This window comes from Snodgrassella sp. ESL0323, from assembly GCF_013346865.1.
Classification (GTDB): domain Bacteria; phylum Pseudomonadota; class Gammaproteobacteria; order Burkholderiales; family Neisseriaceae; genus Snodgrassella; species Snodgrassella alvi.
Genome location: NZ_JAAEDT010000008.1, coordinates 1 through 18,660, shown reverse-complemented (window position 1 = coordinate 18,660; position 18,660 = coordinate 1). Strand labels below are relative to the sequence as shown.

General features: G+C 32.5%; 27 protein-coding genes and 3 pseudogenes. 1 reads left to right on the top strand and 29 read right to left on the bottom strand.

Annotated elements, in window-relative coordinates; all coding sequences use genetic code 11:
* Positions 1-17 precede the first annotated feature (17 nt).
* From GY065_RS01355 to GY065_RS12955, 9 genes are all read right to left on the bottom strand, one after another.
* On the bottom strand, positions 18-497 hold the full coding sequence (locus tag GY065_RS01355; protein ID WP_034903912.1) for a toxin-activating lysine-acyltransferase: 480 nt from the start codon (positions 495-497) through the stop codon (positions 18-20).
* A gap of 690 nt (positions 498-1,187) precedes the next feature.
* Positions 1,188-1,655, bottom strand: coding sequence for a hypothetical protein (locus tag GY065_RS01350; RefSeq protein WP_034903915.1), 468 nt, complete (start codon positions 1,653-1,655; stop codon positions 1,188-1,190).
* 339 nt (positions 1,656-1,994) lie between these two features.
* Positions 1,995-2,339, bottom strand: a complete 345-nt coding sequence (locus GY065_RS01345) for a hypothetical protein (RefSeq protein WP_174832801.1) — start codon at positions 2,337-2,339, stop codon at positions 1,995-1,997.
* A 31-nt stretch (positions 2,340-2,370) separates the two neighbouring features.
* On the bottom strand, positions 2,371-2,730 hold the full coding sequence (locus GY065_RS01340; RefSeq protein ID WP_174832799.1) for a hypothetical protein: 360 nt from the start codon (positions 2,728-2,730) through the stop codon (positions 2,371-2,373).
* Positions 2,731-2,833: 103 nt separating this feature from the next.
* A complete protein-coding gene (locus tag GY065_RS12960) occupies positions 2,834-3,337 on the bottom strand; it encodes a hypothetical protein (RefSeq protein WP_202984025.1) in 504 nt (167 codons plus the stop codon).
* A gap of 615 nt (positions 3,338-3,952) precedes the next feature.
* On the bottom strand, positions 3,953-4,417 hold the full coding sequence (locus GY065_RS01325) for a hypothetical protein (protein ID WP_174832797.1): 465 nt from the start codon (positions 4,415-4,417) through the stop codon (positions 3,953-3,955).
* 256 nt (positions 4,418-4,673) lie between these two features.
* Positions 4,674-5,063: an RHS repeat domain-containing protein gene (locus tag GY065_RS13520; protein WP_371731924.1), complete on the bottom strand. Its 390-nt coding sequence runs from the start codon at positions 5,061-5,063 to the stop codon at positions 4,674-4,676.
* Between the two features lie 163 nt (positions 5,064-5,226).
* Positions 5,227-5,583, bottom strand: coding sequence for a hypothetical protein (locus GY065_RS01315; RefSeq protein ID WP_174832793.1), 357 nt, complete (start codon positions 5,581-5,583; stop codon positions 5,227-5,229).
* A gap of 419 nt (positions 5,584-6,002) precedes the next feature.
* Positions 6,003-6,362, bottom strand: a complete 360-nt coding sequence (locus tag GY065_RS12955) for an RHS repeat domain-containing protein (protein WP_202984024.1) — start codon at positions 6,360-6,362, stop codon at positions 6,003-6,005.
* Positions 6,363-6,422: 60 nt separating this feature from the next.
* Here GY065_RS12955 and GY065_RS12950 point away from each other — a divergent pair, with 60 nt between their 5' ends.
* Positions 6,423-6,698 carry a hypothetical protein gene (locus GY065_RS12950; RefSeq protein ID WP_202984023.1) on the top strand — a complete coding sequence of 92 codons (276 nt, stop codon included), beginning with the start codon at positions 6,423-6,425 and terminating at the stop codon, positions 6,696-6,698.
* A 15-nt stretch (positions 6,699-6,713) separates the two neighbouring features.
* On the opposite strand, the gene GY065_RS01305 is transcribed toward GY065_RS12950, so the two are convergent.
* The 20 genes and pseudogenes from GY065_RS01305 to GY065_RS01205 form a co-directional block, all read right to left on the bottom strand.
* A complete protein-coding gene (locus GY065_RS01305; protein WP_174832791.1) occupies positions 6,714-7,445 on the bottom strand; it encodes an SMI1/KNR4 family protein in 732 nt (243 codons plus the stop codon).
* A 207-nt stretch (positions 7,446-7,652) separates the two neighbouring features.
* Complete coding sequence (locus GY065_RS01300) at positions 7,653-8,144, bottom strand: tol-pal system YbgF family protein (RefSeq protein WP_174832790.1); 492 nt, start codon at positions 8,142-8,144, stop codon at positions 7,653-7,655.
* Positions 8,145-8,537: 393 nt separating this feature from the next.
* Positions 8,538-8,648, bottom strand: a pseudogene (locus GY065_RS13515) (RHS repeat-associated core domain-containing protein); the annotation flags it as partial.
* Between the two features lie 55 nt (positions 8,649-8,703).
* Entirely contained in the window at positions 8,704-9,288 is a 585-nt protein-coding gene (locus GY065_RS01285) for an RHS repeat domain-containing protein (protein WP_174832789.1), read from the bottom strand.
* A 196-nt stretch (positions 9,289-9,484) separates the two neighbouring features.
* Complete coding sequence (locus tag GY065_RS01280; protein WP_174832788.1) at positions 9,485-9,916, bottom strand: SMI1/KNR4 family protein; 432 nt, start codon at positions 9,914-9,916, stop codon at positions 9,485-9,487.
* Positions 9,913-10,098 (bottom strand): annotated as a pseudogene (locus tag GY065_RS13510) (HNH/ENDO VII family nuclease); the annotation flags it as partial. The pseudogene GY065_RS13510 and the gene GY065_RS01280, both read right to left, overlap by 4 nt.
* A 254-nt stretch (positions 10,099-10,352) precedes the next feature.
* Positions 10,353-10,490, bottom strand: a complete 138-nt coding sequence (locus tag GY065_RS13345; RefSeq protein WP_371731923.1) for an RHS repeat-associated core domain-containing protein — start codon at positions 10,488-10,490, stop codon at positions 10,353-10,355.
* 33 nt (positions 10,491-10,523) lie between these two features.
* Positions 10,524-10,598, bottom strand: a pseudogene (locus tag GY065_RS13505) (hypothetical protein); the annotation flags it as partial.
* Between the two features lie 133 nt (positions 10,599-10,731).
* Complete coding sequence (locus tag GY065_RS01260; RefSeq protein WP_174832786.1) at positions 10,732-11,436, bottom strand: hypothetical protein; 705 nt, start codon at positions 11,434-11,436, stop codon at positions 10,732-10,734.
* 177 nt (positions 11,437-11,613) lie between these two features.
* Positions 11,614-12,366, bottom strand: a complete 753-nt coding sequence (locus tag GY065_RS01255; protein WP_174832785.1) for a hypothetical protein — start codon at positions 12,364-12,366, stop codon at positions 11,614-11,616.
* A gap of 481 nt (positions 12,367-12,847) precedes the next feature.
* Positions 12,848-13,552 carry a barstar family protein gene (locus tag GY065_RS01250; protein WP_174832784.1) on the bottom strand — a complete coding sequence of 235 codons (705 nt, stop codon included), beginning with the start codon at positions 13,550-13,552 and terminating at the stop codon, positions 12,848-12,850.
* A 38-nt stretch (positions 13,553-13,590) separates the two neighbouring features.
* On the bottom strand, positions 13,591-13,830 hold the full coding sequence (locus GY065_RS01245; protein ID WP_174832783.1) for a hypothetical protein: 240 nt from the start codon (positions 13,828-13,830) through the stop codon (positions 13,591-13,593).
* Positions 13,831-14,418: 588 nt separating this feature from the next.
* Entirely contained in the window at positions 14,419-14,832 is a 414-nt protein-coding gene (locus tag GY065_RS01240; RefSeq protein ID WP_174832781.1) for a hypothetical protein, read from the bottom strand.
* Positions 14,833-15,040: 208 nt separating this feature from the next.
* Positions 15,041-15,433 (bottom strand): hypothetical protein, encoded by a 393-nt coding sequence (locus tag GY065_RS01235; protein ID WP_174832779.1) that lies wholly within the window; start codon positions 15,431-15,433, stop codon positions 15,041-15,043.
* A gap of 2 nt (positions 15,434-15,435) precedes the next feature.
* Positions 15,436-15,996 carry a polymorphic toxin type 30 domain-containing protein gene (locus GY065_RS13175; RefSeq protein ID WP_174832830.1) on the bottom strand — a complete coding sequence of 187 codons (561 nt, stop codon included), beginning with the start codon at positions 15,994-15,996 and terminating at the stop codon, positions 15,436-15,438.
* Positions 15,997-16,152: 156 nt separating this feature from the next.
* Complete coding sequence (locus GY065_RS01225; RefSeq protein ID WP_174832777.1) at positions 16,153-16,422, bottom strand: hypothetical protein; 270 nt, start codon at positions 16,420-16,422, stop codon at positions 16,153-16,155.
* A 252-nt stretch (positions 16,423-16,674) separates the two neighbouring features.
* Positions 16,675-17,163 carry a hypothetical protein gene (locus GY065_RS01220; RefSeq protein WP_174832775.1) on the bottom strand — a complete coding sequence of 163 codons (489 nt, stop codon included), beginning with the start codon at positions 17,161-17,163 and terminating at the stop codon, positions 16,675-16,677.
* Positions 17,164-17,214: 51 nt separating this feature from the next.
* A complete protein-coding gene (locus tag GY065_RS01215; RefSeq protein WP_174832773.1) occupies positions 17,215-17,784 on the bottom strand; it encodes a hypothetical protein in 570 nt (189 codons plus the stop codon).
* Positions 17,781-18,278, bottom strand: coding sequence for an RHS repeat-associated core domain-containing protein (locus tag GY065_RS01210; protein ID WP_371731922.1), 498 nt, complete (start codon positions 18,276-18,278; stop codon positions 17,781-17,783). Before GY065_RS01210 ends, GY065_RS01215 begins: the two co-directional genes overlap by 4 nt.
* A 47-nt stretch (positions 18,279-18,325) precedes the next feature.
* Complete coding sequence (locus GY065_RS01205; RefSeq protein WP_174832771.1) at positions 18,326-18,520, bottom strand: RHS domain-containing protein; 195 nt, start codon at positions 18,518-18,520, stop codon at positions 18,326-18,328.
* Positions 18,521-18,660: the final 140 nt, after the last annotated feature.

Sequence of the window (18,660 nt, the reverse complement as noted above, 5' to 3'; positions counted from 1 at the left end):
AAATATTTAATATAAAATTAACATTGAATTGTTTTTACTATAGTTTTGGCTTTTGATTTATGATAACCGTAATAACACAATTGATTTTTTAAAACCATTTTATATATAGATTTTGTTAATAAAACATTTTCCAATCCGAACGGACAAAAAAAAGTTAAGATCCATAATTTCTTAACTTGATCATTCTCATGATTACATTCAATAAAATTCACATAATCTAATGCCTGATTCAAATATAAATTTTCCTCCTCATTATTAAAATACGCCCAATTCATATACCCTACTGGCTTGTTATCTCTAATCACTAAAGCAAAGTTTTTTGATTTAATAATCGGTAATAAAACCCCTAAAGCACTGTCTAATGCAGCCCTTTGATAGTCAGTATTTTTACTCCACAACCAAATCATAGCACCCAGAACTTCCGCATCATTCCAGGTTGAATTTGGAAAAATGCTTGGGGCTATTACTCGAATTGATTCATTCTGAAAGGCTGACATTTCATTCTTCTTCATTCAATTAGATCAAAACAACAAGGAAAAACAACAATAACATGTTAAATTTATTAACTAAAACAAATATAATTGACAATATATATCCATATTTTACCATTTAAAAACATAAATTAGATAATATTAATAATTTATATTTTATATATAATATATTGCATTAATTAATTATCAATTTATTTTAATTAAATTTATTTATTTAATATAAATAATAAATAGTTTAAATCAATAATATTAATTGAGTTATATAAATCTATATAAACAATTATTTAATATATGATTTTACCTTATAAATACCTAGCATTAAATGCTCTATGATCCTCATGATCATTTTCCTTACTGCCATTACGGTAATAGTAAAACCACTCTGTTTTATATTAATAAACTGTTGCCCCGATTAATTTTAAATCTTACAATTGCAAATAGAATTATATCAAATAACTATTTAAATAAATAATATAAATTACTAAATTCATTTTATTTCCGGTCTGAATTTCAAGCATCAATGTCTATAGAAATAATACTTATTACGCAGCCAATTAGCCAACATAACTGTATATGAACTATAACGTCAAAACTAACGCAGGTATGCTTCTGTCGGTATCAGTAAAATAACAGATAAAAACAAACAAAGGATAAATTTATACCAGATTAAAATTATTTGATTTTCTAATTAAATATTTATTCATTGATTGATAGTCCAAATGAAAATAATAATGCTAAAACTGATGCTTTTTGATTTTCAACATTAAATGATGAGGTATCTATATCAAACTCATACAAAAGCTCATTTTTATTTAGTAAAATAAAATCATAAGAAAATAATATATTTATTAAATCAGAAAATTCATGATACATTGTATCAATACTATTGATTACTTTATTTTCATAATATAAAAAAGCATATGTTGACACCAAAGATAAATATAAAAATGAGGGTTTATTATAATGTTCAAATTGAATAGATATACAAAAATCATCATTTAAATCAGTATTATCTGTTATTTTAAATAAAGAATAAATATCATGTAATATACTTTGATATTTTAATGAGTTATATGACTTCATTACAAAATGAAAATTTGGTTTTTCTAAATCTTCATATGCATTAAGAATATCGTGAAAAATTTGATTGTTTTTTGCGCACATTATTATCAATATTCCTTTCCTGCTGAGTGTCCGTGTGCTTCACCTTTGGAATCGACATGAACTCTGACTTTTGTTTATACTCCGTCATTGAGACCAGTTCCAACCCAATTACCAATTTACATATCAAATTTATCCGGTTGATTTGGTACAGGACTTTCCTGAGTTATGGTATCACGTACTAATTTATCAGTATTAGCTTTACTATCAAATACTGATGTTGGTTTACCTTGCTTTATTCTATTATTATATTGAGGCGTACCCTGAATATGCCCAGCTTGTTTTTTTGGTGATCAGTTTTATCTGTTTAATAGCTTCTGATCCGGAAACAAACTGTAAGGTTTACCTGTATTCTTCGTTGTGGCAACTTTCAATGTGGCCAGTCACGTCGTAGGGGTAATCGCTCTGCCCCTGACGGTTGTGTTTTTTACCTGCCAGCCGGTCCAGATTATCGTAGCTGTAGCTGCGATCCAGTATGATATCCGGCAGAATGCCAGCTCCGGGACGTTTAGTCTGTTTGCCGGTAAGGCGGCTGGTGCGGTCGTATTTAAAACTGGTGTGCATTCTGCCCTGACTGCGCAGGGTTTCTCGATACTTAAAATTAAAGTACTCTTCATTAGTTCCATGCACTGGCTTAGCCGTGATTGCACGAAGATAGTAATAAAAAATCGGAAGAATATAATCCATAGATTATTTCCGTTTTTACATTTATTCCTTACTAATAACTTTTAGCTACCAGCGTTTTTTCATCGTTACTATATCTAGATTCATAATCTTCAATATATTCAAGTTCTCTTGTTAATTTACAACACCATTTGTATGGTTTAAATTCATATGGATTATGAATAACAAACCCTTCAGAGAAAATATACTCTGGCAAAATTTCATCAACTGGCATATACAAATAAACGTAATCACCTTCTTTTAAGAAGATAGTTTCCCCCATATAGTTTTTTATTTCATCTGTCTGAGCCAAACCAACAATATCTGAATCTACACCCCTCTCATTATCAAAATCTGCAAATATTCTACTATTTAATCCTTTATATATTTTTTTACAACTATTATTGACAGTCATTCTTCGCTTCTCTATTTTTTTAGGAATTAGTGGATGGAACGAGAGTTAAATAAAAAAGCTGGAAAGAGAAGATTTGATTTTTTTACCCAGCTTTCTTTATCATTTAAAAAGGTAATGTCCTTTTAATAGGAGCAAATTTTCTAATATCAACATCTTGTAATTTAAAGTAATTAAAAGCATCTTCTATATTGGAAAACTCACTAAATTCTTCAGTTGCATAATCTTCGTACATTTCCATTTTATTTTCCGGTATGTGGAAAAGATAAGTATTGTATTGTTCATCCTCTTTTTTAATAGCATATTCAAATAAATAATTTTCACCATTTATATTCTTTATCTCATCAAAACCTCTAACCTTACCATTCTCTATGGCAGTAATTAATTTTTTTATATACAAATCAACCATATATAAATCAATCCTCATCGTTATCCTATCAGAACGTTTAATATCTATATGAGGCAAAGAACCATGCCCTGTACCTTCATGATCATTATGACCATATACACGACCAGTATTAGAGTCAATAGGGCAATCTTTTCTATAACGGACTATACCATCTTTTTTCTTAAATTCCTTGAGTTTATTTTTTTCTAATACCAGCAGCATCCTGTGAACCAATCCCTCTTACTTTTTTAGCATCCGGAAAAGCCTCCATCAATAATTTATATGCTCCCTTTTTGACTTAACTGTGACAATGATTCCTTGATGCTCTTTTCGAAAAAATTTCTCTTTTTAAAATATGAAATAAACTCCAGCAGACGATCCATATCAGTGGATTAGGCACGTAACAGCAAAGATTGATTTCTCCATTCGGCACAATCGGATCCGGCTAAGTAAAACGATCTGTATCCGGATACATAATACTTGAAAGTATTGAGGTACAGTACGGTTTCTCTGTCTAAATACTGCCCCTGATATCGCAGATTCTATTGTATCGGGATATGTGCTGCCTCCTGTATCGGTTTGCATCACAGCTGTTATGATCATTTCCAGACGATTTCTCCGGTTCCATCCGCCTGCTCTTCCGGCATGCTGCTTACATCGGTATGAAAAAGCTGATTATTCATACTTTTCATCATTTTATAACTCAATAAAATCTCTTCATTTTATTTCCATTAAAATTTTAATCTATTTATATAATAATGGTAGATATAACAAAGAATTGTACGCACAACTCTGTCAGACTAAACAATTAGTTAATGGGATTGAGGATGTATTTGTTTAGTGGATTGAACAAAAGATAAATAAAAAAGCCAAAAAATTTGATTTGCTTACCCGGTTTTTATTAATTATAGTAAGTGAAACCAAAAAATTATTTGGATCTAAAAATAACTGCCTTTCATTTTCCCCATCTGTGTAATTAATCTCAATAGTAGAAAACGGGATTGCCTTGTAGTCAATTCGAGTTACTTTTATTTCCTGTTCAGTCTTAAATAGTTGTGAATATATAGACATCAAAGAAAATTGGTCATCTTCTTCAATATCAAACCATTCATTTATATTTTTCAACTGATTATGGCGAATAATTCCATCATCAATATATAATTCGAAGATATTTTCATTTACGATGAAATATATCCTCTCATACATTGGGTGGAAAACTGGCAGGGTCTCAGCATCTGTATAGCCAGAAATCATAACGTCACTTATAGTACCTTGTATCATGCGGTTAAATAATTTTTTCATAGTCATTCTCTATTGAGAAAAAATAATTCCAATATCCATACCCATCCCAGACTCAATATTCGTTACAAATTCCTCTGTGCCATCAGGTGTTTTTTGGATATATAAATCATTTCTTTTCCTCTATACGTTTTCATTAGTGGCTGATTTTTTTATTGTCCCTGACCAACATAGACTAACTTCGCACTATCCCGCAACATTTCAATATTCTTTAAAAATTCAGTCCCTTTTGTCAACTTTCCATTTTGGATATTTTTGCTTAAATAATCTTCAAGGAGACCTTTGTGTCGAATAAGTGATCTTTAAAATTTTTGCCGGGTTTTCTATTGCAGCCAGTTAGTCCCAGTAGATTAATATATATCAGAGGATTCTCGACGTACTTATACAGGTTTAATCTGTCTTCCAGGCCTATCGACTCAGGTAGTAAAGTAATCTGTATTCTGATCGTAGTACCTGAAAGTATTGTAATGCAGTCCGGTTCTCTGTCTAAATACAGCCCCTGATACTGCAGCTTTTGTTGTACTGAGATATATTCTGTTTCCTGTATCAATTTACCCAACAGCTGATATGAGTATTCCCAGACAATTTCACCGGCTTCATCCGTCAACCCCTCCGGCATACCGTTCAGGTCGGTATGAAGGTAGTAGATTGTACTCTTCCTGATTGCCTGTTTGGTTTAACCGCACCAGTAGTGTAAATGAATGAGGCCAAAAAAGATTAAAGATAGCTTGCTTTAGTAAATTGAATAGAAATTAATAATTAAATAAACTGGAAAATAATAATTTTTCCTCCGTTTATTCAATGTAATTTATTTATGAATATTTAATTTCATAGTTTCCAACTATATCGAAAATATGATCATAAGTGCTAAGAATTATATGCTGGACTTCATCTTCATTCGTATCCTTTATCAAATCAAAGCATGATTTAGAATTTTTTTCATACGGATAATCATCTAAACTATATACAGTCAGTTTTTTTATGTTACTAAATAAAAAATCAACATTAACATCTAAAACACCTATAAGAGCTGGTTCACAGCAAGACAAAGATAACGATGTTCTAATGACAAAATTTAAAGGATATAAGCTGAGTTCAGTCTCTGATATAATTAAAGCATCCCGCCCGATAATCAAGCCATATTTTGTTTCAATTGGTTTTACATTCATTTTATTTACAATCTTTTCTTATCATTAATAATTTACCAGTATTTTTAGTTGAAAATCTTCTCATAAGGTCAATTTCAGAATACTCTTCTGCAGTTGCTCATTCTGATGAAATTTTGGATACAACAGCGTCTTTAACTAGCATACAGACAACTATTATCCATAGTAAATATGCGTCCTTATATGCATCTTAGATAGCAAGGGTTCTTGAATATTTGCAGGTAAATCTTTCATGCTGATTTTTCTGATTAGTTCAACCTTGTTTATATATGATTTAGTCGCTTTAAGCTTATGTATTAAATCATTAATCTTAGTTTGATTACTAAACGCAGGATTAACAATATTTTAGGAGAATAAAATAGATTTAAGGCTAACAGAAGCTAATTCAAACGGATCGATCCATAGGTGCATACCGATAAAGATTATGTCCGCCTCTCCGGCTGAGTAAAGCGAATTATATCAGGATTATAGTATCTGAAAATATTGTAGTGCAGTCCGGTTTCTCTGTCTAAATACTGTTTCTGATACCGCAGGTTCTGTTGTATCTCTCTATGAGCAATCTCCTGTATCGGTTTGCCCCATAACTGATATGAACATTCCCAGACGATTTCACCAGCTTCATCCGTCAGCTCCTCCGGCATGCCGTTCAGATCAGTGTGGAAGTAGTAGATGTGTTGTTCTTGATTACCGTTTCTGTCTATCCGCGCCAGCGGTTCATAGCTGCCTTCATCGGTATACAGATACAGGCTCTGCCGTTTGTCTGCACTGCTTTCCTGAATCATCTGCATCCTGTCCCACAGGAAGGTGGTGCGGTTGCATGGCTTGCCGTCTCGGTCCAGCCGGTGTTTTTCGATGCGCCGGCCAAGTACATCGTAGACGTAGCCGTAGCGTTCAGTATGGTTCAGCTATTCGATACGCACTTCGGTCAGGCGGTGTTCGGCATGGTAATGATAATACTGGGTACCGCTGGCAGTTTGTTTGCTGCAGGCATGCCTATGCGGTATCAGTTTAGTTTGAAGGTGGTAATAAACAGTTTACCACCTGATTTTAAATCTAAAATTTATTATTTCAGCATTGTTTTTTTGATGTTGCCAACGTTCACATTCTTATTATTGTAATTACAATTTAATTTTTTATTCAAAAATTCCTTCTTCTAAAAATCCTTCTTTTTTTAATGTTGCTATTCTTTCACGATCTTTTTCAGTAAGTTCTATTTTTTTGAATTTTTCTAATAATTCACGCCCTTTTTCAGAAAGCTTAAATTTTTTTAAATATATTGGTATTGCTCGTTCTGGCGGCAACAAAATACTTTTAGGATCATTAAACCAAACGTTTAATGATTCATCTGGAAAAGGAATATTCGGATTCTTAAATTCATCTTCACTTGGATCATAATCATCATCATCTTCTAATTTGTTAATCATTGATAAAAATTGATCAAAGGAATCTGCTACAAATCTTAAATTGGTATTTTGCTCCAGGTATCCGTTTATTACCTTCATATCCAAATACAAATCATTGACTTCATGATCCCAATGATAAATTTTGCCATTCGGATGTAAACAAAGTAAATCTCCATAATTCACAGTTGCTATAGCAATATGCTTTTCAGGTATTCTATTCAGATACCCATAGTTTGTAGCAATTAAATCTTCATCTTCTTTTTTTGAGAAGCCTAAAATAACTTCGAGCGGTAATTCTTCCCCTTCACAGTCAATACCATAACAAAATTCCATGTTATAAAAATCAATCACGTTATATTGTTTTAAAAAATTAATATAAGAACTGTGTGATTTTTTTTTCAATTTTAATTTCGAAATCAGTTTATCAATATCTTCGGGTACTGTATATTTTGATTGAAACATTTTAATTCCTTTAATGTTGTCTATAAATCAGAAATACAGGTCTGATTTTTATTCTGTCTGGGTTTACTGAATTAGTTTTAAAGCATCCTGAACAGGTGTAATTGCAAAATTAATATTCATATTTATCGCATCGGAACCGCAACGGCCATCAATCCGATTTTCTATATGTATACAATATTTGGCTTCTTAGCGGTAACACTGCTATCGCTAATGTTCTTTATTTATAAAGTCTCTGGTTAATATTCTTTTATTTTTTGCCTCTTTTAAATAAAAATTTAAATATTTTTTAGGTCTTTCTTTAAATGCACGTGTTTGGCCACCTTGATATGCTATGTCAAAATATTCATATGCTTTATCATGCTGGCCTAATTCATAATTCACCATACCAAGATCTATATATGGACTTGTATCTATATCAGAACTTACTGCTTTAAGCTGGTTCTGTGCCCAGAATTCAGCCTTTTTATAATCTTTTAAAGCTAAATAAGCATCATAAAATGAAGATGATAACCACATACTATGTGGCTCCCATTCTAATTTTGGTTCGGGTAAAAGCTCCCATGCTTTCTTATAGTTTCCTATGGCTGCAGTATAATCTTTGTTTCTAGCAAATCTGTTACCTTCTTCTCCGATGGAAACAATTTTTTTTCCTAATTCAGGATTTACATCTGATAAATCTTTTAAATTTTTATTTCGCATACTTATCTCACTTATTTAAAAAAATTTATTTTTCAGTTGACTATTTAAATTCGTCAGGATGTTTATAGATTTCTCTTAATTTCGCCCCTTGGGAACGATTATATCTGAAATACTCTAATTCATAATTATCGGGGTTTTTCATAAAATCCCTAACTTCTTTAGATTTAGGTCAATAGTATCCACCTTCAGTATTTCAGTATTTAACTGCATCAGTTTTGTGAGCCATATCTGCATCTTTTACTGAGTACCATTGTCCATAGGTTGAGCTTTTAAACTTACCGGTCTCATTATCACCCCTAAACATCCTTCTTACGCATTCGGTTGATCCGTTCTGTCGGTTGTACTTCTTTTACCCGACGTTCTTCCCATACATTGCTCACAACAACTCCATCCTCATGGATCAATCCACATCAGCGCATTGGACACATATTGATATAGATTAATGCCACCAGCTAACCCAATCGGATCTGGCTGAGTAAAGCGACCTGTATCTGTATCATAGTACTTGAAAGTATTCTAGTGGAGTTTGTTTCTCTGTCTCAATACAGTCTCTGATATCTCAGGTTTTGTGGTATTGTAATATGTTCCGTTTCCTGTATCGGTTTGTATTCCCTTCCCAGTCCAACCAGTGTTTTTCGATGCGCTGGCCTAGCGCATCGTAGACGTAGCGTTCAGTATGATTCAGCTGTTCGATACGCACTTCAGTCAGGCGATGCTCAGCATCGTAATGGTAATACTGGGTACCGCTGGTGGTTTGTTTGCTGCGGGTACATCCGTGTTCGTTGTAGCGGTAATCGCTCTGTCCATGTCGGTTGTGTTTTTTACCTGCCAGCCGGTCCAGATTGTCGTAGCTGCAGCCGCGGTCCAGTATGATATCCGGCAGAATACCCGCTCCCGGTCGTTTGGTCTGTTTGCCGGTCAGACAGCCGGTGTGGTCGTATTGAAAACTGGTGTGCATTCTGCCCTGGCTGTGCAGGGTTTCCCGGTGCAGGTAGCCGGAACCAAAATACAGTTTGTTGATGGTGCGCCTGTCCGGCAGGGTGGTGGCGATGCAGTTGCCCAGTTTGTCATACTGATGCTGCAAAACACCATATGCAAGAGGCGGGATTTGACACTGGGCGCGGCGTGATGGTGAAGGTTTCACAGAGTTGCATTGTACAGATGGCGGATGAAAACATAGTGCAGAAACTACACGATAAATTTTATCTTTCTAAACAAATGGTTAATGGAATTAGGACGGGATGTTTAGTGTGCTGAACGAGGGTTAAATAATAAAAAAGCCGGGAAGATTTGAACAGTTTCCCAGCTTTTATGTTGAAAAAACACCTTCACAATAAATATCAAACGTATGAAAGTAATCGTTTTTGAAGATATTCTAAAAAGTCACTGGCATATAATTGGCGATTATTCCCAATTGATATGTAGACTTTTTCCATATTATTAGTATCAAAAAAGAACTCCTCGCCAAAATCTGTATTGGACAGAGCAATTTTCCCAGATTCCAAATTATTATTAGCAATCGTATTTTGATAAACTATATCTCCACCGACCGCTTCATTAAACGGAAGGCAATAAATACTATATATTTCTTCCCCGCAAATATCTCCACCTCCATAATTATTTAGAAACCATTTATAATCAGCAGGAAAATTTACTAACAATACTTTTTCAGCAGCATCAATCCAATCGTTACCGGGAGTATCATCTGATGTTCCCATATTTATTAAATCGGAATATTTTTCAAAAAGCTCTATTAATTCTTCTCTGTTCATAGTAAACCACTCGCTCTGTTTATCCAATACTGCTTACGCCGTGCATTAAATACAGCTTTATTAATTCCAGAAGGAATTGTGCTCGGATTTATATATATTACTCCATGATTAGTCTTATCGAATGTCTGACTCATTTCTGCAATTAACCCATTTTGAGTTTGCAGAATATGGTGCAAATTAACTGTATTTCCAGCATATCAACAGATACACGACCCTTAGCCATTCGCTCATGTTAGTTCTCCGGAATACTTTCTCTTTATCAAACTAGGTTTCATCGAATCAGAATAGAATAAATCATCTCGTTGATATACTTTATTTACATTAAACTCTATTGAATCGTTTTTCCAAAACTTTCTATTTTGACTAGAAGCACTATCACATTTCAATCCTAACGGAGCGATTCGGTTTAACGGATTTGGCGCATACTGATACCAGATTAAAAGCCACCGGCTAATCTAATCGGGTCCGGTTGAGTAAAGCAGCCTGTATCCGGATCATAATACCTGAAAGTATCGTAGTGCAGTCCAGTTTCTCTGTCCAAATACTGTCTCCGACACCCCAGATTCTGTTGTATCTTTTTATGGACAATCTCCTGTATCAGTTTGATTCACAGCTGGTAAGCACTCCGGACGATTTCACCAGCTTCATCCGTCAGCTCCTCCGGCATGCCGTTCAGGCCGGTATGGAAGCAATTTCTGTTCTATACATAATCTTTTATTTTTTATATTTTATCTAAACTTAGTGCAGCTAATTCAATAAATAAACCCTAGTAAACCGACTTTTTAATATTTACCGAACGAATAATTAATAGATAATTACTCTAAAATCACATTACAATGCTCTTTTAATGTCATTAATATATCACTAGATATTGCCTGATAATAGCCTTCTGGAACGGTATTTTCAATTGCTTTAAATGATAAATCACTATCTTTCCAGATAATATTAATTGTTCTACCTTTTCGCGCAACATTGATCAAAAGATCTGAGACCCCGGGTAGATTCCATCCCATATACCCAAAATTTCCAAGGAAAGCATGACCCAGCTCGCAAAAAAAAGCATAGTAATCCTGAATATATTTTCCCTCAATGACGACAGTATCTTTATCTAAAGTCCGTGGAAAACCATTCTTTAAAAAACTGGCTGAAAGATATATTAATTTCAAATTTCCTTTCATATCAAGCCATACTCTTTCCTCAAGTTCACTTGCTGTTTTAAGTAAAGATAATGCCCCTCTTTTATACATTCGCCCAGAATAATATAAACCAGCATATAATACATCTTGTGATTTTATTATTTTTTGCACTGTAAATCTACCATGAAACCTATCAGCAAATTGATCATTTTTAATGGAGTATTTTTCCTCATCTATTATTAAATTAACATTTTGTTCAGACATCCCTATAAATGCGTACCAATAATAACCACTTGTTCCCAAAAAATCATAACATTCAATAAAATCATTACAAGAAAAAATCAATTGCTCAGAACTGTCTCTAACTTCATATTTATTTTTCATCGCGTCAACCTGTAAAATAACCAAAATACAATATGTAATTATTCCAAGATAACATCTCCTGTTCTATACATAATCTTTTATTTTTTTTATATCTTATCTAAACTGAGTGCAGCTAATTCAATAAGTAAATTAGTAAGCCGATTTTTTAATATTTTATAAAAATGATTATATAGATAATTACTCTAAAATCACATTGCAATACTCTTCCAATGTCATCAGGATAAAACCAGATGATGACATATCATAGCCTTGTGGAAGACTATTATCGATTGCCTTAAATGACAAATCACTATCTTTCCAGATAACATTAATCTTCTTATCTTCTGAGCAAAGATCTTCCATAAGTTTTGATACATCATCTATACAGCTTCCCATATAACCAAACTTACCAAAGAAAGCATGACCCAGCTCACAAAAAAAAGCATAGTAATCCTGAATGCATTTTCCCTCAATGACAACAGTATCTTTTTCTAAAGTCCGTGGAATTCCATTTTTTAAATAACTGGCTGAAATATATATTAATTTTAAATTTCCTTTCATATCAAGCCATATTTTTTCCTCAATATTATTTACTGCTTGGAGAAAAGATAATGCTCCTACTTTATACGTTTCTGAATACATTTCTGAATATGTTTCTGAAGAAAGAGATAAACAGACATATAAAGCATCGGATGACTTTATTATTTTTTTCACTGTGAATTTACAATAAAATCTCCCAGAAAATTGATTACTTTTAATGGAGTAAGTTTCCTCGTTCATTATTAAATGAACATTTTGTTCAGAAATTCCTGTAAATGCAAACCAATAATTATTGTTTGTCCCTAAAAAACTATAGCATTCAATCAAATCACTACAAGAAAAAATCAATTGTTCTGAACTGTCTCTAATCTCATATTTAGTTCTCATTGCTTCATCCTGTAAAATATTCAAAATATAACCTGTAATTATTCAATGATAACAGCAAATATTCTTTCATATTGGTTAATATTAAAGCTCACTTAGGCTTTACCGTTAGGAAATTTTTTGTATGTATCCTTAATTTATTATCTCCAACTATAACTTCCCATTCTACTGCACTTTTCCATCTTGCCGGCCCTTGCTTACCTATCCCTGGTAAACAATTTAATGACAAGTTGCTATCAGACAGAGAAGTTTAATTTCTCTGAAGATAATCCAGTTACACATATACCATACTGTTTATTAGCAATAAAATTTTTTACTTGATGTTGATAACAGAAGATGACATTACTAAACAATAATGCACTGTGCTGACTGGAATTAAACAGGCCGAAGAGCATTCATGAGCTAACTACATTTATAGTTAATAATCGGAATTGAAAGCAGCTGATTCAATAAATAAACCAGTAAGCCGACTTTTTAATATTTAGTGAAAGAATGATTAATAGAATAATTATTCTAAAATTACATTACAATACTCTTTTAATGTCATAAGAATATAACTAGATGATGACTGATAATAGCCTTCTGGAACGGTATTTTCAATCGCTTTAAATGATAAATCACTATCTTTCCAGATAATATTAACTGTTCTATTTTTTCGCACAAGGTCGGTTAAAAGATCTGAGATTCCATCCATATTCCATCCCATATAACCAAACTTACCAAGGAAAGCATAACCCAGCTCACAAAAAAAAGCATAGTAATCCTGAATATATTTTCCCTCAATGACGACAGTATCTTTATCTAAAGTCCGTGGAAAACCATTTTTTAAATAGCAGGCTGAAAGATATATTAATTTCAAATTTCCTTTCATATCAAGCCATACTCTTTCCTCAAGTTCACTTGCTGTTTTAAGTAAAGATAATGCCCCTCTTTTATACATTCCTCTAGAAAAATATAAACCAGCATATAGTACATTATGTGATTTTATTATTTTCTGTACTGTAAATTCATGATAAAATCTATCAGCAAATTGATCACTTTTAATGGAGTAAGTTTCCTCATCCATTATCAAGTTAATGTTTTGTTCAGACACTCCGATAAATGCAAACCAATCCTCACAATTTGTTCCCCAAAAATCATAACATTCAATAAAATCATTACAAGAAAAAATCAATTGCTCAGAACTGTCTCTAACTTCATACTTATTTTTCATCGCGTCAGCCTGTAAAATAACTAAAATACAATATGTAATTATTTCAAAATAACATCTAATATTAAGTTATAGTGGTTATCAGTAAAACTTACTTGGGTTTTACCGTTAGGCAATTGTTTAGTAAGTATCCTATAATCACCATTACCAAGTCTAACTTTCCATTCTAATACACATTTCCACTTTTCTCCTTCTATTCCTTTAAAAATCTTTTGATTACCATGCTCATCAAGACGTGGAATACCTCTACCATTAAAAATATCATGCAATCCCCTATTCATCACAGCAATATCATTTTTGTTAAACAAACAGGGTTTGTGATTTTTTGGGGTTTGGGAGGATTCTTAATTATTTCTTTTATACTACATCACCCCAAAGGATCAATTCCATCAGCACATTTGGCACATACTGATACAGATTAATACCACCCAGTAATCCAATCGGTCAGTCTGAGTAAATCGACCTGTATCCGGATCGTAGTACCTAAAGTATTGTAATGTAATCTTAGGTCTTTATGTAAATACCGTAGACTATAGCTATTTTACAATCGATATATGTTTATTTGGAATACATATAGCAAACCAATTAACTTGACGCAATCTAATATAATTATCATTTTACAAATAAAATCAAAATTTTTTAGATTATGAGAATAAAAAATCAGCAATAGTTATTTTATTTGGATTTTATTACACGTCTTTGGCTACAAAATAGGCAAAAGCATGGTTAGTTAAATAATGTCCATTTTCCCCATTAAATTTCTTTACTGCGTCCGGCCAGGCAAAAAAACGAGTTTCAGGTTTATCCGCAATCTGACCCTTTTCCCGATTAATTAAATAAACCTTCTTCGCTCCTTGTTTAAATATTTTCTATACGGCTTTTATAAATTTATCGGTTTCGGGTTCTTTTACCAAATCATAAGTAGCAGTTAACCGACCGTTCATTAAAGATTCAGGTGCATAATCAGCTATGCAGGAACATGAAAAACGGATAAAACCTTCTCCTGCTATATCACCACTATAACTGCATCCTGGATAATGTGTAACACATTCTTTTTTATAACGTTCAATCCTTAAAATTTCGGTATTTATAATACTAAAATTTATATTTTTAGCTATTTCCATATCCAGTACATCAAAAATTGGTATATTCAGATCAGGCCATGGAAATTGCTTAATAAATTTAACCGATTCAATCTGATCTTTTAAAATTTTGGAGAATTCTACTACATCCACTGCAGTCATAAAGATTTCTAAAGCAGGCAGTTTAATTTTACCAATCATATAATTTTACATTAATAATTAAATAATTAGATGAAATGCTAATCTATCATCCTCTCTCTATATATCCGCTTTCCATTTTCGATATATCAAGCGCTCCCAGACAAAATATACTGATGGTAAACTATTACTTAATGTATGAGCTGTACCAAAACTTTATTAATCTAAATACTTGAGTTATTAAGGATTAAAGATATGCGTTTTTAAAGAATTAAACATCAGGTAAAATTATATTATCAACGCATTCTAAAATTTCTTCCGTTGTATTATTTTTGTTATGTTTTTCTCTCCATTTTTCTAAATCTTTTAAGCATAATTTAATGTTTTGACGTCTAGAGTATAAGTAAATATCATCCATTGCGAATATTGCATCAAATTGATTATCGTAAATATCACTATGGATAAATACTTTAGTTAATAAAATCCATAATTCCTTAACTAAATTAGGGCTAACAATCGGCGTTGATATATAAGGTGATGAAAACACATCTCTGATAGAACCAATTAGTTCATACATATCAGAATCTTTAGTATCTATTGCGTATTTCAATTCCTGTATTTTTTTTCTTAAATGATCTTCATAATAATCATCATATTTATACATTTTTAATCAACTCCGGGAAAACTTGTTGGTTTATTAATTGGAATATGGACATCATTAATTGCTGAAGGATTATAATACGGACTATTTTCTTTAAAGATTCCTGGGGGATAGTAATTACCATTAACATCCATGCTTTTCTTTCCATCCAAAATTCTTACAACCCACCCTTGACTAGAATTAGAGCCGGGTGGTGCTGTGATATCAATATCATGAATTCGAACGACTATTGAACTTTCATTTGCATTCTGCCATTTATACTCATAGCCATAGTTTCCAGTATAGCCTTTTGGAGGAAGTAATTTACGAATCTGTGCATTACTTGGAATAGTGATGAGATTTAAACCATCAGCGCGTTTGATTGTATTACCAGATAACGTACAAGGATTAAGACCTAGCGGATCAATCCACCTTAACAGATTCGGCGCATACTGGTATAGATTATAGCCACCCAGCAATCCAATTGGATCAGTCTGGGTAAAGCGATCTGTATCCGGATCATAATACCTGAAAGTATTGTAGCGCAGCCCAGTTTCTCTATCTAAATACTGCCCCTGATACCTCAGGTACTGTACTTTGCAATTTGCTTATTTCTTGATTATCTGTGCGTACAATTATCCTAAAGAACACAAATTCAATAAGTCCAATTATGCATATAATCAAACAAGAAAAGATTTTTTAAATTATTTGATAGCTTATATCAAAGAAATATAACTAGTATATTAGTCTTCTTCACCATCCAAAAAATGATAGTGTTCCATTGAAGCACATGTAAAAGAACCAATAAATGATGGAAGTTTTTGTTTCTCATTATTTGGAATAAAAAAATTATTTTGCACAGCCCAATCATATACTCCAACATCAATTGGATATTTTGTTAAAATACCTGATAATTTATTTTTTTTTATCCACGTTTTAGCATTTTCTAAGGACAAAAATACACCTGAAGGAAAACGAGCTGTAGCTCCATTAAATATCCATATATCTGACATAATTTTATAACTTAATCATATTATCCAAAATATTAAAAACCGTAATTGAGACATTTAAATATCCTGATAACTTTGACATAAATTACTTCTATTTAATAACCTCAATGGCTTATCAATATTGACAATTAATTATTGAATCGGATTTAAAGTATTAAATTTTCAATACAATGATTTATTATAAATTTATATTAATAAACTAAATTTAACAATAATCAAAATCGCTATATCAATTTAATTATTAAAGTAATAAATCTATAGTGTTTTTAAATAATTAAAACCTTCAAGATTTTCACTATATCCAACCTTAATCAAATCATTTTTTATTATCCTTAATAAATTATTCCACTCATTTATAAATTCTAATGTTGGAACTATAAGAATAGTTCCCTCTTTATTATCACAAGGTTGATGATTAGAAAATTCAATAGTGATCCATTTAGATAATATCCTTAAATTTTCCGATTCAACTTGAATGTACCACTTAGCAGTAAACGTACTGGAAAGGAATGATATAGATAACTCCTTTTCATTTCTTTTTAATTCGTTAAGCATAAAAATAATATCATTATACATCTCACTAATATCACCACGTCTATCTAAAGGAATAACAAAATCATTCCACCATAATGAAATATCATAAGAATAATCAGAGTATGTTGAATGTATTGCCTCACTAACAGTTTCATCATCATAATCAATTTTACCTAATAATACATCGTTATTTATTTTTATTCTAAACATAGCTAATATTCTCAGTAAGTATAGCTAAATCAATAAATATTGCTGGTGGAATTATTTATTTTTTACGCCTATTTCTATTGGTGTAATATCTGCCCCTCTAAATTTAAATTTTTTAACCGCTTCACCGATAACCTTGGCTGTTTCTGTTCCTAGTACGATAATTGGCCATTTTTCTTTTTTACTGCCAAAAGCTGTTGATGAAAAAAATATTCCATTTTGTAATACTTTTCCAGTTTCATCATAGAAATCTGCGCTTGGTACTACTTGATATAGATATTGATGGCATTTTTCACAGTACTCTTCTAATTGATAAGCTGAATATTTAATTATTTGTACCGGCTTCATCAAAAATAAAGTTTTATTCTGATTGACAGGAAGAAAATCGACTTTATAATCTAGCGTTTCAATAAATTCTTTAAATCTTTGCGACACAATACATCGGTCATCATAGGTATAACTTATATCAGCTCTATTCGGTAATTTAAGTTCTTTAGGTAAGTAGTCACCATCAATACAGCATCCACATTGATCGCAAAAGACATTATCTGGAGCGTCATCAAAAAAATATGCGTGATTACATATAGCAGATAAGGTATATCCTACAGTTATTAAATTATTCATTCTTCTGAACCCTTAAGTTGATCAAAGAAATCTTTCACCACTTTTTTATATTTAGCTCCCGGTCCCTTATGGGACTCCTTTAAAGCTTGCAATCTTTCTTTTTCAGTAAAATTGTTCCTAATAGTTTTACCACTATTTCCACGCTGTGGCCGCATATGGACGTCTTTACCTTGGACATTTTTAGTTTTTTTCACTAAAAAATCATTCAAATCTTTATGCAGCTCTCTGTGAGTTTGTTCATCTAATGTAGTTAATTTTTGTTTTTTGTCCCCTCCCATAAATTTCGGATCAGAACGATGTCTATGACATGCCCATCCCCACGCATCAATCCACATCAGCACATTGGGCGCATACTGATACAGATTAAAGCCACCGGCTAATCCAATCGGATCCGGCGGGGTAAAGCGGCCTGTATCCGGATCATAATACCTGAAGTATTGTAGTGCAGTCTGGTTTCTCTGTCTGAATACTGTCTCTGATACCTCAGGTTCTATTGTATCTCTCTATGGGCAATCGCCTGTATCGGTTTACCCCACAGCTGCTAAAAGCATTCCCAGACAGTTTTACTGGCCTCACCCGTCAGTTCCTCCGGCATGCCATTCAGCTCGGTATGGAAGTAGTAGATGTGTTGTTCCTGATTACCGTTTCTGTCTATCCGCGCCAGCGGTTCATAGCTGTACTGGTCGGTATACAGATACAGTCTCTGCCGTTTGTCTGCGCTGCTTTCCTGAATCATCTGCCGACCGAGCGCATCGTGTACACTGTGTTTTTGATGTTACCAACAGCATTTCTTATGCTTCTTATTGTAATTACAATTTAACTTTTCATTCAAAAATGCCGTCTGGCAAAAGTCCTGCTTTTTTTAAGCTTGCTAAT